We start from the raw sequence: 14,928 nt of genomic DNA, 5'->3' as shown, positions 1-14,928 counted from the left end.
GTCTTGATCCGACGAACGGGGCGGCCAGGGCCCAGGCTTGTTTATCGCAGAACTCAGTTACCGCTTGAGTTCAGCGCTTCGGTCAGTGCAGCTTCCACTTCACTGGCGCTTACGCGCAACGGCTTGTCAGCATCACGGCGGCGCTTGCGCTCGCTGTGGTAAGCCAAACCGGTACCGGCCGGGATCAGTCGACCCACGACCACGTTTTCTTTCAGGCCGCGCAGGTAATCGCGCTTGCCGGTTACCGCTGCTTCGGTCAGTACGCGAGTGGTCTCCTGGAAGGAGGCCGCCGAGATGAACGATTCAGTCGACAACGACGCCTTGGTGATACCCAACAGCACACGCGTGAACTTGGAGACAAATTTGTCTTCAGTTGCCAGACGCTCGTTTTCTACCAGTACGTGAGTCAGTTCCATCTGGTCGCCCTTGATGAAACTCGAATCGCCGGATTCAGCGATTTCAACTTTACGCAGCATCTGACGCAGGATCGTCTCGATGTGCTTGTCGTTGATCTTCACGCCTTGCAGACGGTAAACGTCCTGGATCTCGTTAACGATGTACTTGGCCAGCGCACTCACACCCAGCAGACGCAGGATGTCGTGTGGATCGCTCGGGCCGTCGGAGATAACTTCGCCGCGGTTTACCTGTTCGCCTTCGAACACGTTCAGGTGACGCCACTTCGGAATCAGCTCTTCGTACGGATCGCTACCGTCGTTCGGGGTAATGACCAGACGGCGCTTGCCCTTGGTCTCTTTACCGAACGCGATGGTGCCGCTGACTTCAGCCAGAATCGACGCTTCTTTCGGACGACGCGCTTCGAACAAGTCGGCAACACGCGGCAGACCACCGGTGATGTCTCGAGTTTTCGAGGTTTCTTGCGGGATACGCGCGATAACATCACCGATCGCGATCTTCGCACCGTCCGCTACACCGACCAGGGCGTTGGCTGGCAGGAAGTACTGAGCGATTACGTCAGTACCTGGCAGCAACAAGTCCTTGCCGTTGTCGTCGACCATCTTCACGGCAGGACGGATGTCCTTACCGGCAGCTGGACGATCTTTCGCGTCGAGTACTTCAATGTTGGTCATACCGGTCAATTCGTCGGTCTGACGCTTGATCGTGATGCCTTCTTCCATGCCCACGTAGGTCACGGTACCTTTCATTTCGGTAACGATCGGGTGAGTGTGCGGATCCCACTTGGCCACGATTGCGCCAGCGTCGACCTTGTCACCTTCTTTAACCGAAATCACAGCACCGTACGGCAGCTTGTAACGCTCACGCTCACGACCGAAGTCATCAGCGATGGCCAGCTCACCGGAACGGGACACAGCCACCAGGTGACCATCCACGCGCTCAACGTGTTTCAGGTTGTGCAGACGGACAGTACCGCCATTCTTCACCTGAACGCTGTCGGCTGCGGAGGTCCGGCTTGCCGCACCACCGATGTGGAACGTACGCATGGTCAGCTGGGTACCCGGCTCACCGATGGACTGGGCAGCGATAACGCCGACCGCTTCACCGATGTTCACCTGGTGACCACGAGCCAAGTCACGGCCGTAGCACTTGGCGCAAATGCCGTAGCGGGTTTCGCAGCTGATCGGCGAGCGAACGATCACTTCGTCAATGCTGTTGAGCTCGATGAACTCGACCCACTTCTCATCAACCAGCGTGCCGGCAGGAACGATAACTTCCTCGGTCCCTGGCTTGAATACGTCACGGGCGATGACTCGACCCAGAACACGCTCACCCAATGGCTCTACAACGTCGCCGCCTTCGATGTGCGGCGTCATCAGCAGGCCGTGCTCGGTGCCACAGTCGATCTCGGTCACAACCAAGTCTTGTGCAACGTCTACCAGACGGCGAGTCAGGTAACCGGAGTTCGCGGTTTTCAACGCGGTATCCGCCAGACCTTTACGAGCACCGTGAGTGGAGATGAAGTACTGAAGTACGCTCAAACCTTCACGGAAGTTCGCAGTAATCGGCGTTTCAATGATGGAGCCATCCGGCTTGGCCATCAGGCCACGCATACCGGCGAGCTGACGGATCTGCGCAGCAGAACCCCGTGCGCCCGAGTCGGCCATCATGTACATCGAGTTGAAGGACTCCTGGTCAACTTCGTCACCATGACGGTCGATGACTTTCTCTTTCGAGAGGTTGGCCATCATTGCCTTGGAGACTTCGTCGTTGGCCTTGGACCAAAGGTCGATCACCTTGTTGTACTTCTCGCCCTGGGTTACCAGGCCGGAGGCGTACTGACTTTCGATTTCTTTCACTTCGTCGGTGGCAGCACCGATGATGCGGGCTTTCTCGTCCGGGATAACGAAGTCGTTAACACCGATGGAAACGCCGGAAATGGTCGAATAAGCGAAACCGGTGTACATCAGCTGGTCAGCGAAGATCACCGTCTCCTTCAGACCAACCACGCGGTAGCACTGGTTGATCAGTTTGGAGATCGCCTTTTTCTTCATCGGCAGGTTGACGACGTCGTACGACAGACCTTTTGGCACAACCTGATACAACAGCGCACGGCCGACAGTGGTGTCGACGATACGGGTGTTGGTCACGCTGCCGCCGTCACGGTCGTTGACGGTTTCGTTGATCCGCACTTTAACCTTGGCGTGCAGTGCGGCTTCGCCGGCACGGAACACACGGTCAACTTCTTGCAGATCCGCAAATACGCGGCCTTCGCCTTTGGCGTTGATCGCTTCACGGGTCATGTAGTACAGACCCAATACAACGTCCTGCGACGGAACGATGATTGGCTCACCGTTGGCTGGCGACAGAATGTTGTTGGTCGACATCATCAACGCGCGCGCTTCCAGCTGGGCTTCCAGCGTCAGCGGCACGTGCACGGCCATTTGGTCGCCGTCGAAGTCGGCGTTGTACGCAGCACAGACCAACGGGTGCAGCTGGATAGCCTTACCTTCGATCAGTACCGGCTCAAACGCCTGGATACCCAGACGGTGAAGGGTCGGTGCACGGTTGAGCAACACTGGGTGTTCGCGAATCACTTCAGCGAGAACGTCCCAAACCTCTGGCAGTTCGCGCTCGACCATTTTCTTGGCCGCTTTGATGGTGGTCGCCAGACCGCGCATTTCGAGCTTGCCGAAAATGAACGGTTTGAACAGCTCCAGAGCCATCTTTTTCGGCAGGCCGCACTGATGCAGACGCAGGGTCGGGCCTACGGTAATTACCGAACGACCGGAGTAGTCAACACGCTTACCGAGCAAGTTCTGACGGAAACGACCTTGCTTACCCTTGATCATGTCAGCCAGGGATTTCAAAGGACGCTTGTTGGAGCCGGTGATAGCGCGGCCACGACGACCGTTGTCGAGCAAGGCATCGACAGCTTCTTGCAACATACGCTTTTCGTTGCGCACGATGATGTCCGGAGCGGACAAATCGAGCAGGCGCTTCAAGCGGTTGTTACGGTTGATCACGCGGCGGTACAAGTCGTTGAGGTCGGACGTCGCAAAACGACCACCGTCCAACGGTACCAGCGGACGCAGGTCTGGCGGCAGAACCGGCAGAACGGTCAGCACCATCCACTCTGGCAGGTTGCCGGAACCCTGGAAGGCTTCCATCAACTTCAGACGCTTGGACAGCTTCTTGATCTTGGTTTCGGAGTTGGTTTGCGGAATTTCTTCACGCAGGCGACCAATCTCGTGCTCCAGGTCGATAGCGTGCAGCAGTTCGCGGACAGCCTCGGCACCCATGCGGGCATCGAAATCGTCGCCGAACTCTTCCAGCGCTTCGAAGTACTGCTCGTCGTTGAGCAGTTGACCTTTTTCAAGGGTGGTCATGCCTGGATCGATAACGACATAGCTCTCGAAATAGAGAACGCGTTCGATATCACGCAGGGTCATGTCCATCAGCAGGCCGATACGGGACGGCAGCGATTTCAGGAACCAGATGTGGGCAACCGGAGAAGCCAGTTCGATGTGCGCCATGCGCTCACGACGAACCTTGGCCAGTGCAACTTCAACGCCGCACTTCTCGCAGATCACACCACGGTGCTTCAAGCGCTTGTACTTACCGCACAGGCACTCGTAATCCTTTACCGGGCCAAAGATCTTGGCGCAGAACAGGCCGTCACGCTCGGGTTTGAACGTACGGTAGTTGATGGTTTCCGGCTTTTTAACTTCACCGAACGACCACGAACGGATCATCTCAGGCGATGCCAACCCGATACGGATGGCGTCGAACTCTTCGACTTGACCCTGGTTTTTCAGCAAATTCAGTAGGTCTTTCAAGGCCTTTCCTCCTGGCGGAGCAGAGAGCGGGCTTTACAGCCGCGCTCTCGATTCGCGTCACGTGTTATTCGGTTTCCAGATCGATATCGATGCCGAGGGAACGAATTTCTTTGATCAACACGTTGAAGGACTCGGGCATGCCCGGCTCCATACGGTGATCGCCGTCCACGATGTTTTTGTACATCTTGGTCCGACCGTTCACATCGTCCGACTTCACTGTGAGCATTTCTTGCAGAGTGTAAGCAGCACCGTATGCTTCCAGTGCCCAGACCTCCATCTCCCCGAAACGCTGACCACCGAACTGCGCCTTACCACCCAGCGGCTGCTGGGTAACCAGGCTGTACGAACCGGTAGAACGCGCGTGCATCTTGTCGTCTACCAAGTGGTTCAGCTTCAGCATGTACATGTAGCCAACAGTCACCGGGCGCTCGAATTTGTTGCCGGTACGGCCGTCGAACAGTTGCATCTGGCCGCTTTCCGGCAGGTCTGCCAGTTTCAGCATGGCCTTGATTTCAACTTCCTTGGCACCGTCGAACACCGGAGTCGCCATAGGCACACCGCCGCGCAGGTTCTTCGCCAGATCCAGGATTTCCTGGTCGGAGAAGGTGTCCAGCTCTTCGTTGCGACCGCCGATCTCGTTGTAGATCTCGTGCAGGAACTTACGCAGGTCAGCGACCTTGCGCTGCTCTTCGATCATACGGTTGATCTTCTCGCCCAGACCTTTGGCCGCGAGGCCCAGGTGGGTTTCAAGGATCTGACCAACGTTCATACGCGAAGGTACGCCCAGCGGGTTGAGGACGACGTCGACCGGGGTGCCATTGGCATCGTGCGGCATGTCTTCAACCGGCATGATCACGGAGACCACACCTTTGTTACCGTGACGACCGGCCATCTTGTCGCCCGGCTGGATGCGACGACGGATTGCCAGGTAAACCTTGACGATTTTCAGCACGCCTGGAGCCAGGTCATCGCCCTGCTGCAGTTTGCGCTTCTTGTCTTCGAACTTGTCGTCCAGCAGGCGGCGGCGATCAACGATGTAGGCCTGAGCCTTCTCGAGTTGCTCGTTCAGAGCATCTTCAGCCATGCGCAGCTTGAACCACTGGCCGTGCTCAAGACCGTCGAGCACTTCGTCGGTGATGTCCTGACCTTTCTTCAGGCCAGCGCCGCCTTCGGCCTTGTGGCCTACCAGCGCGGAGCGCAGACGCTCGAAGGTAGCCCCTTCAACGATACGGAACTCTTCGTTCAGGTCCTTGCGGATCTCGTCCAGCTGGCTCTTCTCGATGGACAGAGCGCGGCTATCACGCTCAACGCCGTCACGAGTGAAGACCTGTACGTCAATGACAGTACCTTTGGTGCCGGTAGGCACGCGCAGGGAGGTGTCTTTAACGTCGCTGGCCTTCTCGCCGAAGATCGCGCGCAGCAGTTTTTCTTCCGGCGTCAGTTGAGTCTCGCCTTTCGGAGTGACCTTACCGACCAGGATGTCGCCCGGGCCCACTTCGGCGCCGACGTAAACGATACCGGCTTCGTCCAGTTTGTTCAGTGCAGCTTCACCCACGTTCGGGATGTCTGCTGTGATTTCCTCTGGGCCAAGCTTGGTGTCACGGGCCACACAGGTCAGTTCCTGAATGTGGATCGTGGTGAAGCGGTCTTCTTGAACAACACGCTCGGACAGGCAGATGGAGTCTTCGAAGTTGAAGCCGTTCCATGCCATGAACGCGATGCGCATGTTCTGACCCAAGGCCAGTTCACCCATGTCGGTGGACGGGCCGTCGGCCATGATGTCGCTACGCTGAACGCGATCACCCTTGCTCACCAGCGGACGCTGGTTGATGCAGGTGTTCTGGTTCGAGCGGGTGTATTTGGTCAGGTTGTAGATGTCGACACCGGCTTCGCCCGTTTCAACTTCGTCATCGGCAACACGAACCACGATACGGCTGGCATCAACGGAGTCGATCACGCCACCACGACGAGCCACGACGCAAACGCCGGAGTCACGGGCTACGTTACGCTCCATGCCGGTACCGACCAGCGGTTTGTCAGCACGCAGGGTAGGTACAGCTTGACGCTGCATGTTGGAACCCATCAACGCACGGTTGGCGTCGTCGTGCTCCAGGAACGGGATCAGCGACGCTGCAACAGAAACTACCTGCTTGGGCGACACATCCATCAAGGTGACGTCTTCCGGCGCCTTGACGGTGAACTCGTTCAGGTGACGAACAGCTACCAGCTCGTCGACCAGGACTTTCTTGTCGTTCATCGTGGCCGAAGCCTGAGCGATCACGTGATCGGCTTCTTCGATGGCGGACAGGAACACGATCTCGTCGGTGACCAGTGCGTCTTTCACCACACGGTACGGGCTTTCCAGGAAGCCGTACTGGTTGGTGCGCGCATAGGCGGCCAGGGAGTTGATCAGGCCGATGTTCGGACCTTCCGGCGTTTCGATCGGGCAAACACGACCGTAGTGCGTCGGGTGTACGTCACGAACTTCAAAGCCTGCACGCTCACGGGTCAGACCGCCCGGGCCCAGCGCGGAAACACGGCGCTTGTGGGTAATCTCGGAGAGCGGGTTGTTCTGGTCCATGAACTGCGAGAGCTGGCTGGAACCGAAGAACTCTTTCACCGCCGCAGCCACTGGCTTGGCGTTGATCAGGTCTTGCGGCATCAGGCCTTCGCTTTCTGCCATCGACAGACGCTCTTTGACCGCACGCTCAACACGCACCAGGCCAACGCGGAACTGGTTCTCGGCCATTTCGCCTACGCAGCGAACACGACGGTTACCCAGGTGGTCGATGTCATCGACGATGCCTTTACCGTTGCGGATGTCGACCAGGGTCTTCAGTACCGCGACGATGTCTTCCTTGCACAGCACGCCCGAACCTTCGATCTCGGTACGACCGATACGACGGTTGAACTTCATCCGGCCGACCGCAGACAGGTCATAGCGCTCAGGGCTGAAGAACAGGTTGTTGAACAGGGTTTCGGCAGCGTCTTTGGTTGGCGGCTCACCAGGACGCATCATGCGATAGATCTCGACCAGCGCTTCCAGTTGGTTGCTGGTGGAGTCGATCTTCAGCGTGTCGGAAATGAACGGACCGCAGTCGATATCGTTGGTGTACAGCGTCTCGACGCGAACAACCTGGGCCTTGGCGATCTTCGCCAGTACTTCGGTGTTCAGCTCGGTGTTGCATTCGGCCAGGATTTCGCCGGTCGCCGGGTGCACGATCGCCTTGGCGGTGGTACGACCCAGGACGTAGTCCAGCGGCACTTCCAGCTTCTTGATGCCAGCTTTTTCGATCTGGTTGATGTGGCGCGCGGTAATACGACGGCCTTGTTCAACGATGACCTTGCCGCTTTCGTCCTGGATGTCCAGAACGGCGATCTCACCACGCAGGCGCGAAGGCACCAATTCCAGGCTGAGGGTTTCGCCGCTCAGATGGAAGATGTTGGTGGTGTAGAACGCGTCCAGCACTTGCTCGGTGCTGTAACCCAGCGCGCGCAGCAGTACCGAAGCCGGCAGCTTGCGGCGGCGGTCGATACGCACGAACACGCAGTCTTTCGGGTCGAACTCGAAGTCCAACCACGAGCCGCGGTACGGAATGATCCGCGCGGAGTACAGGAGCTTGCCGGAGCTGTGCGTCTTGCCGCGGTCGTGGTCAAAGAACACGCCCGGGGAACGGTGCAGCTGGGAAACGATAACGCGCTCGGTACCGTTGATAACGAAGGTACCGTTTTCAGTCATCAGGGGGATTTCACCCATGTAGACTTCTTGCTCTTTGATGTCCTTGATCGCTTTGTTCGACGATTCTTTGTCGAAAATGATCAGACGGACTTTTACCCGCAGAGGTACGGCGTACGTAACACCGCGCAACACGCATTCTTTGACATCAAATGCCGGTTCACCCAGGCGATAACCGACGTACTCCAGCGCAGCATTGCCGGAGTAGCTGATGATCGGGAAAACGGATTTGAAGGCCGCATGCAGGCCCACGTCGCGGAACTGATCTTTGGTCGCTCCCGCCTGCAAGAATTCACGATACGAATCCAGCTGGATAGCCAGAAGGTACGGGACATCCATGACGTCCGGCAACTTGCTAAAGTCCTTGCGGATACGTTTTTTCTCAGTATATGAGTAAGCCATCAGCGTTCCCCAGCTTGGTCACCTGCTTGTTTGGCCCCTCCGACGGGAGCAGCCAGAAAATCTTGCAAACCCCATGGTTTGCACCACCACATTGGTGGCTACAGCACGTTTTTGGCGGCGACCTAGTCGACAGCCAAGAACGGAAAAAGGCCGGTGGCAAGAGCCACCAGCCATCAGCCTTCAGCTTAACGCTTGGGCTGGAGACACGAAGTCGATGCTTATTTCAGCTCGACTTTAGCGCCTGCTTCTTCCAGCTTCTTCTTAGCGTCTTCAGCAGCTTCTTTCGAAACGCCTTCAGCTACAACCTGAGGAGCGGTGTCTACTTTCTCTTTGGCTTCTTTCAGGCCCAGACCGGTCAGTTCACGAACTGCCTTGATCACGTTAACCTTCTTCTCGCCAGCTTCAACCAGAACAACGTTGAACTCGGTTTGCTCTTCAACAACAGCGGCAGCAGCAGCTGGACCAGCAGAAGCAACGGCAGCGGTAACACCGAAGGTTTCTTCCATTGCTTTGATCAGCTCAACAACTTCCAGAACGGTTTTCTGGCCGATTGCTTCGATGATTTGTTCGTTAGTCAGAGACATGACTCAATTCCTGAATTGGGGGACAGCCTAGTACGGCCATCGAAATAAACAAAAATACGCGCAAAGAGATACCGAGCCTTAGGCCGCAGTAGCTTCCTTCTGGTCGCGAATAGCTGCCAGAGTACGAGCCAGCTTGCTGGTAGCGCCTTGAATCACGCTCATCAGTTTCGCGATAGCTTCGTCACGGGTTGGCAGGCTTGCCAGCACGTCGATTTCATTTGCTGCGAGGTACTTGCCCTCGAACGCAGCTGCCTTGATCTCGAACTTGTCCTGACCCTTGGCGAACTCTTTGAAAATACGAGCAGCAGCGCCCGGATGTTCATTGGAGAACGCAATCAGGGTAGGGCCGGTGAACGCGTCGTTGAGAACACTGTAAGCAGTGTCAGCAACAGCGCGCTTGAGCAGGGTGTTACGTACAACACGTACGTAAACGCCAGCTTCACGAGCCTCTTTACGGAGTCCGGTCATTGCGCCTACTGTTACGCCACGGGCATCAACCACGACAGCGGACAGAGCGACTTTGGCAGCCTCGTTGACTTCAGCGACGATGGCCTTCTTGTCTTCGAGATTAATTGCCACGGGTTTAACTCCTGCTTGTTACCGTTTCATCTGGCCTGAGCCGGATGTCGTTTTGGTGTCTGATTCGGTAAGGAACCGGGAGCACCATCTGCGTAGGCTTATGGTTTAAGGCTTTCGCCGCCTACGGTCTTGGATAGCCCCCGCCAGGCAGGGACCCCAATTTTTTCAATTGACGCAAACAACTGCGTCAATTCGTGTCTTATACGTTCAGCGAACCTTGGTCGATGACCAGACCTGGGCCCATAGTGGTGCTCAGGGTGACGCGCTTGACGTAGATACCTTTCGAGGAAGCTGGCTTGATACGCTTCAGGTCAGCGATCAGGGCTTCAACGTTTTCCTTCAGCTTGACAGCGTCGAAACCGACTTTGCCAACGGAGGTGTGAATGATGCCGTTTTTGTCGGTGCGATAACGAACCTGACCAGCCTTGGCGTTTTTGACCGCACCTGCTACGTCTGGAGTCACAGTACCGACTTTAGGGTTAGGCATCAGGCCGCGTGGACCCAGGATCTGACCCAACTGACCCACAACGCGCATTGCATCCGGAGAAGCAATAACCACGTCATAGTTCAGGTCGCCGCCTTTCATTTCGGCAGCCAGGTCATCCATACCAACGCGATCAGCACCAGCGGCCAGAGCAGCTTCAGCTGCCGGGCCTTGGGTGAAGACAGCAACACGTACAGTCTTGCCAGTGCCGTGTGGCAGCACAGTAGCGCTGCGAACAACCTGGTCGGATTTACGTGGGTCAACGCCCAGGTTCACAGCAACGTCTACAGACTCACTGAACTTGACAGTCGACAGCTCGGTCAGCAGAGCAGCTGCGTCTTCAAAGTTGTAAGCCTTGCCTGCTTCGATTTTGCCGGCGATAGCCTTTTGGCGCTTGGTCAGCTTAGCCATTACACACCCTCCACGTTAAGGCCCATGCTACGAGCAGAACCGGCGATGGTACGCACGGCAGCATCCATATCAGCTGCAGTCAGATCCGCGTTTTTGGTTTTCGCGATTTCTTCCAGCTGAGCACGAGTCACGGTGCCAACCTTAACGGTGTTTGGACGAGCGGAACCGCTGGTCAGACCTGCAGCTTTCTTCAACAGAACCGAAGCCGGGGTCGACTTGGTTTCGAAAGTGAAGCTACGGTCGCTGTATACAGTGATGATCACTGGAGTCGGCAGACCTGGCTCAAGACCCTGAGTACGGGCGTTGAAAGCCTTGCAGAATTCCATGATGTTCACGCCGTGCTGACCCAGAGCCGGGCCGACAGGTGGACTTGGGTTGGCCTGAGCGGCCTTAACTTGCAGCTTGATGTAAGCGGTAATCTTCTTGGCCATGAGGCACTCCAATTACGGGTTCAAGCGCCTCGAAAGGCTCCCCGGTTACTTGCGCGTTTATCCCAGTGACGACAAAACCCCACAGCCTAAGGCTGCGGGGTTGGGATGCTTGCTCAGCTAGACCTTCTCGACCTGGCTGAACTCTAGCTCTACCGGAGTAGAGCGACCGAAAATGAGCACCGCGACCTGAATCCGGCTCTTTTCGTAGTTAACCTCTTCGACGGTGCCGTTAAAGTCAGCAAACGGACCATCTGTAACACGTACAACCTCACCCGGCTCAAAAAGCGTCTTGGGTTTCGGCTTGTCGCTGCCATCAGCGACACGACGCAGAATAGCTTCTGCTTCTTTGTCGGTGATAGGAGCAGGCTTATCAGCGGTACCGCCAATAAAGCCCATGACACGAGGCGTATCCTTGACCAAGTGCCAAGTACCCTCGTTCATATCCATCTGTACAAGCACGTAGCCTGGAAAGAACTTACGCTCACTTTTGCGCTTCTGGCCATTGCGCATCTCAACCACTTCTTCAGTGGGGACCAGAATTTCGCCGAAGCCATCTTCCATGCCTGCAAGCTTCACACGCTCCACCAGGGAACGCATCACATGCTTCTCGTAACCCGAGTAAGCATGAACAACATACCAACGCTTAGCCACGGGACACCCTTAGCCGACGATCAAGGAAACAAGCCAACCGAGCAGGGAATCGAGCCCCCACAACAGCAGCGCCATAACCAGAACCACAGCTACAACAATCAGAGTGGTCTGGGTGGTTTCTTGGCGAGTTGGCCAAACGACTTTACGTATCTCGGCGCGGGCTTCCTTGACCAGTACCGCAAAAGACTTACCCTTGGCAGTCTGCAAGCCTACAAAGGCAGCAAGCGCAGCGAGAACAAGCAAAGCGAGCACACGATACAGAATCGGCGAACCAGAGTAATACTGATTACCAACGACGCCCACGACCACCAAAGCAACTACAACGAGCCACTTGACCAGATCGAAACGAGAGCTTTGAGCTTCAGCCTTAGGAGTCATCTATGAAGATCCTGTGAAAAGAAAGCCAGACACACCACGTGAATCTGGCAGGTCAGGAGGGAATCGAACCCCCAACCTACGGTTTTGGAGACCGTCGCTCTGCCAATTGAGCTACTGACCTAAAACAAAATCAGGCCGACCATTATGCCGATCTGAAAAAGACTTTACAACAACCAACCTCACTAAGACCTGAACCTAGCGGCAGTACGCCAGCAAACAATCATTCAAGCCGAGGCAGCTGTTAAAACAAAGGCAGATATTCTCATATCTGCCTTCATATTATGGAGCTCTTGAGCGGATTTGAACCGCTGACCTCACCCTTACCAAGGGTGTGCTCTACCAACTGAGCTACAAGAGCGTAACACTTTGCACAACCTGCAAACTTGGAGCGGGTAGCGGGAATCGAACCCGCATCATCAGCTTGGAAGGCTGAGGTTCTACCACTAAACTATACCCGCGGAGCCTGCAGCTCACGCTTAAAATGGTGGAGGGAGAAGGATTCGAACCTTCGAAGTCGTAGACGTCAGATTTACAGTCTGATCCCTTTGGCCGCTCGGGAACCCCTCCTGAGCAAGCCGGCATTCTACATCACGCCGGCCTTCTGTCAAGCATTTTCTCATTAAAATCCTGAGCTTAGCTGCATTGACGCTTGCTTCGCACTGACTGCCTTAGAGGTCTTCACTGCGGAGCGGGCGCCATTCTATGCAAACTATTCGACAGTTGCAATGCCTTCGCACTGCATTATTTTATGTTTTAACTCATTGAATTCATTGGCAAGCTTTTCAAAGGGCAGATCATCAGCCAGACGCCTGCTTTCAGGCGCCACTCGCAACCAATACCCTGGCAGATCGGCCGCCGTGAACGATTGCAAGCGCACCTTTATATCCAGGCTGGTCAGGCGCTGCTCCAAGGCTTTCGCCTCCTTAAGCTCCGTGAGACCGCCGATATACAGGCAAGCGCTTTGCTCCTCGGGCGTCTTGGCGCCGTCTCGACGCACAGCGACACCTGCTGACTCACTTAACAAGCGAATATCCTGCTGGGAGCCACGATAGAGGGACAATGGCGTGACATCTTTAGCCCGAAGGGGCGCTTCTTGTTGATGCCAGATGTAATAAAAGCCGTTAAGGACCAGCAAGAGCAAAAACAGCCAACGCATAAAAACCTCAGGACAAGGGGCACGCCATCGCCAAACCCACAAAAACAAGATCGGGCACCCGCCGCGCGAGGGGCACAGCATCAGAAATCAGGTCGGCATCCCCACCCGTCAGAAACACGGTGAAGTCATTACCCCAATAGCCACGAGCTATCTCTAGCTGGGTAAGAACAAAACCCCGAAGCATCAGTGTACAACCCCGCTCAACCGCCTCAACGGTTGTACGACCTGGTGATAATTGCTCTACCGCTCGCTCAGCCGCTGTGTCGTCATAACGAATTTTGCGCGTGTGGGTTCTCAACTGACTGCGCATAAGCGGCATACCAGGACAAATGAACCCCCCGAGATGCTCGCCCGTCGCCGAAATAAAATCTGCGGTGGCAGCCGTACCGAAATCAAGTACCAGGCACGCCCCTGAAGCCAGCTGAAATCCACCAAGCATTGCCAACCAGCGATCCAACCCCAGGCGCTCAAAGTCGTTATAGCCGTTGCTCACCCCTGCCATCTGTCGCGCTGGCGCCGCACACGTCACGCTAAGCTTAAAAGCACTTGTTAGCGCCGCTACCAGCCCATCTGTCTCTTCCTGCGCACGGACACTTACCAGCCGACACTGCGTTAATGCCAAATTTGCACGTGCCGAGAGACTGTCGATCAACGCCGCGTCCGAACCGACAACCCCTTCTGCAAAAACAGGTCCGTGCCCCGACTCAAGCACTCGCCACTTGATAAAGCTATTTCCACAGTCGAGCTCAAGAATCATCACGCAACCTCAGGCTTAACTCACCACCGCTGTATATTTTTTCGACGCCCTCTACGCTCAAGCGCAAAGCTCCCTGGCCATCAATGCCTAGTACAACACCATCGACCTGATTGACCCCGGCGATCAGCGACACAGGGCGCCCCTGCCACAAATGATTCTGCTCCCACTCACTCTGTATCGCAGAAAAGCCCGAAGATCGGTGACGTTCAATGTAGGCCAGCAACTGGGCCCCAAGCCGCGCCACAAGATAGTTACGGTCAACAGAAGAGCCTGTCTCTACCTGGACCGACGTCCATAGCTGGTCGACATCTGCCGCCTTCTGCATGTTTACGTTAATCCCCACACCCAGGACCACGTGACAAACATCCGCCGGATCACCAATCAACTCAAGGAGAATGCCCGCGATTTTTTTGCGCCCAACCAGGACATCGTTGGGCCATTTGAGACCAGCATTCGCTACGCCGACCTCTCTCAGCGCCTGCATAACCGCCAAGCCCACAACGAGACTCAGCCCCTCCAACTGCCGCAGACCGCCGTCAATCCGCAACACCAGGCTGTAGTAGATATTTTGTGCGAACGGGCTGACCCACTTACGCCCCCTCCTTCCCCTTCCCGCGGTTTGCTGCTCAGAGAGCACCAGGAAAGGCGCCCGTTGGCCAGCCTCAATCCTACGCATGGCTTCAGCATTGGTTGAGTCGACGGAGTCGGAGATATAAATAGGCAGGGCAGAAGACGGCGCATGAACGGCAATATCGTCAGCGCTCAGCAACACCAAAGGAGAGGCTAATTGATACCCCTTCCCGCGGACTTTATGGACAGGCAAATTCAATTCTGCCTCGAGGTGTTGGAGCTGTTTCCATACAGCGCTGCGACTGACGCCCAAGGCAACCCCCAGGGCCTCCCCGGAGTGAAATCGACCGTCTTTCAAGAGTTTTAACAACGTCAGCATGCATGTCCCGCCTCAATGAGGCACGCATGATAGCCATGCATTAGGGTATTGCATAGAAGCGAAGGGTAGGCACAGATACCTGTCGGCACTTTTCAAGTACATAAACAAAACCCCAACTGCTTTCGCAATTGGGGTTTCGGAATTTAATCTTGACGAT

11 protein-coding genes and 4 tRNA genes are annotated in these 14,928 nt (G+C 55.9%); all 15 read right to left on the bottom strand.

The window, feature by feature from the left end:
* Positions 1-53 precede the first annotated feature (53 nt).
* Positions 54-4,253 (bottom strand): DNA-directed RNA polymerase subunit beta', encoded by a 4,200-nt coding sequence (gene rpoC, locus ACW9H9_RS19555; protein WP_457344829.1) that lies wholly within the window; start codon positions 4,251-4,253, stop codon positions 54-56.
* Between the two features lie 64 nt (positions 4,254-4,317).
* On the bottom strand, positions 4,318-8,391 hold the full coding sequence (gene rpoB / locus ACW9H9_RS19550; protein ID WP_457344830.1) for a DNA-directed RNA polymerase subunit beta: 4,074 nt from the start codon (positions 8,389-8,391) through the stop codon (positions 4,318-4,320).
* A gap of 218 nt (positions 8,392-8,609) precedes the next feature.
* Entirely contained in the window at positions 8,610-8,975 is a 366-nt protein-coding gene (gene rplL / locus ACW9H9_RS19545) for a 50S ribosomal protein L7/L12 (protein ID WP_457344831.1), read from the bottom strand.
* A gap of 78 nt (positions 8,976-9,053) precedes the next feature.
* A complete protein-coding gene (gene rplJ, locus ACW9H9_RS19540) occupies positions 9,054-9,554 on the bottom strand; it encodes a 50S ribosomal protein L10 (RefSeq protein ID WP_457344832.1) in 501 nt (166 codons plus the stop codon).
* Between the two features lie 199 nt (positions 9,555-9,753).
* Entirely contained in the window at positions 9,754-10,449 is a 696-nt protein-coding gene (rplA, locus tag ACW9H9_RS19535) for a 50S ribosomal protein L1 (RefSeq protein ID WP_457344833.1), read from the bottom strand.
* Positions 10,449-10,880 (bottom strand): 50S ribosomal protein L11, encoded by a 432-nt coding sequence (gene rplK / locus ACW9H9_RS19530; protein WP_003176435.1) that lies wholly within the window; start codon positions 10,878-10,880, stop codon positions 10,449-10,451. The genes rplA and rplK overlap by 1 nt, the downstream gene beginning before the upstream one ends.
* Before the next feature lie 117 nt (positions 10,881-10,997).
* Positions 10,998-11,531 (bottom strand): transcription termination/antitermination protein NusG, encoded by a 534-nt coding sequence (gene nusG, locus ACW9H9_RS19525; RefSeq protein ID WP_003186097.1) that lies wholly within the window; start codon positions 11,529-11,531, stop codon positions 10,998-11,000.
* Between the two features lie 9 nt (positions 11,532-11,540).
* Positions 11,541-11,909 (bottom strand): preprotein translocase subunit SecE, encoded by a 369-nt coding sequence (gene secE / locus ACW9H9_RS19520; RefSeq protein WP_457344834.1) that lies wholly within the window; start codon positions 11,907-11,909, stop codon positions 11,541-11,543.
* Between the two features lie 45 nt (positions 11,910-11,954).
* A tRNA-Trp gene (locus ACW9H9_RS19515) sits at positions 11,955-12,030 on the bottom strand.
* A 161-nt stretch (positions 12,031-12,191) separates the two neighbouring features.
* Positions 12,192-12,267 (bottom strand) — tRNA-Thr (locus ACW9H9_RS19510).
* Between the two features lie 26 nt (positions 12,268-12,293).
* Positions 12,294-12,367: transfer RNA gene (locus tag ACW9H9_RS19505), tRNA-Gly, on the bottom strand.
* Between the two features lie 24 nt (positions 12,368-12,391).
* Positions 12,392-12,476: transfer RNA gene (locus tag ACW9H9_RS19500), tRNA-Tyr, on the bottom strand.
* Positions 12,477-12,618: 142 nt separating this feature from the next.
* The gene (locus tag ACW9H9_RS19495; RefSeq protein ID WP_457344835.1) at positions 12,619-13,065 is read right to left on the bottom strand and encodes a hypothetical protein; all 447 of its coding nucleotides are present in this window, start codon (positions 13,063-13,065) and stop codon (positions 12,619-12,621) included.
* A 7-nt stretch (positions 13,066-13,072) separates the two neighbouring features.
* On the bottom strand, positions 13,073-13,822 hold the full coding sequence (locus tag ACW9H9_RS19490; RefSeq protein WP_457344836.1) for a pantothenate kinase: 750 nt from the start codon (positions 13,820-13,822) through the stop codon (positions 13,073-13,075).
* Complete coding sequence (gene birA, locus ACW9H9_RS19485) at positions 13,812-14,771, bottom strand: bifunctional biotin--[acetyl-CoA-carboxylase] ligase/biotin operon repressor BirA (RefSeq protein ID WP_457344837.1); 960 nt, start codon at positions 14,769-14,771, stop codon at positions 13,812-13,814. The genes ACW9H9_RS19490 and birA overlap by 11 nt, the downstream gene beginning before the upstream one ends.
* Positions 14,772-14,928 lie beyond the last annotated feature (157 nt).

Source organism: Pseudomonas sp. SDO5215_S409 (assembly GCF_054071325.1).
This window is presented reverse-complemented; position numbering and strand designations above follow the sequence as displayed.

Coding starts and splice junctions, on each gene's coding strand:
- birA (WP_457344837.1), bottom strand. CDS start 14,771: ATGCTGACGTTGTTAAAACTCTTGAAAGACGGTCGATTTCACTCCGGG.
- ACW9H9_RS19490 (WP_457344836.1), bottom strand. CDS start 13,822: ATGATTCTTGAGCTCGACTGTGGAAATAGCTTTATCAAGTGGCGAGTG.
- rplA (WP_457344833.1), bottom strand. CDS start 10,449: ATGGCTAAGCTGACCAAGCGCCAAAAGGCTATCGCCGGCAAAATCGAA.
- ACW9H9_RS19495 (WP_457344835.1), bottom strand. CDS start 13,065: ATGCGTTGGCTGTTTTTGCTCTTGCTGGTCCTTAACGGCTTTTATTAC.
- secE (WP_457344834.1), bottom strand. CDS start 11,909: ATGACTCCTAAGGCTGAAGCTCAAAGCTCTCGTTTCGATCTGGTCAAG.
- rplL (WP_457344831.1), bottom strand. CDS start 8,975: ATGTCTCTGACTAACGAACAAATCATCGAAGCAATCGGCCAGAAAACC.
- rplK (WP_003176435.1), bottom strand. CDS start 10,880: ATGGCCAAGAAGATTACCGCTTACATCAAGCTGCAAGTTAAGGCCGCT.
- rpoB (WP_457344830.1), bottom strand. CDS start 8,391: ATGGCTTACTCATATACTGAGAAAAAACGTATCCGCAAGGACTTTAGC.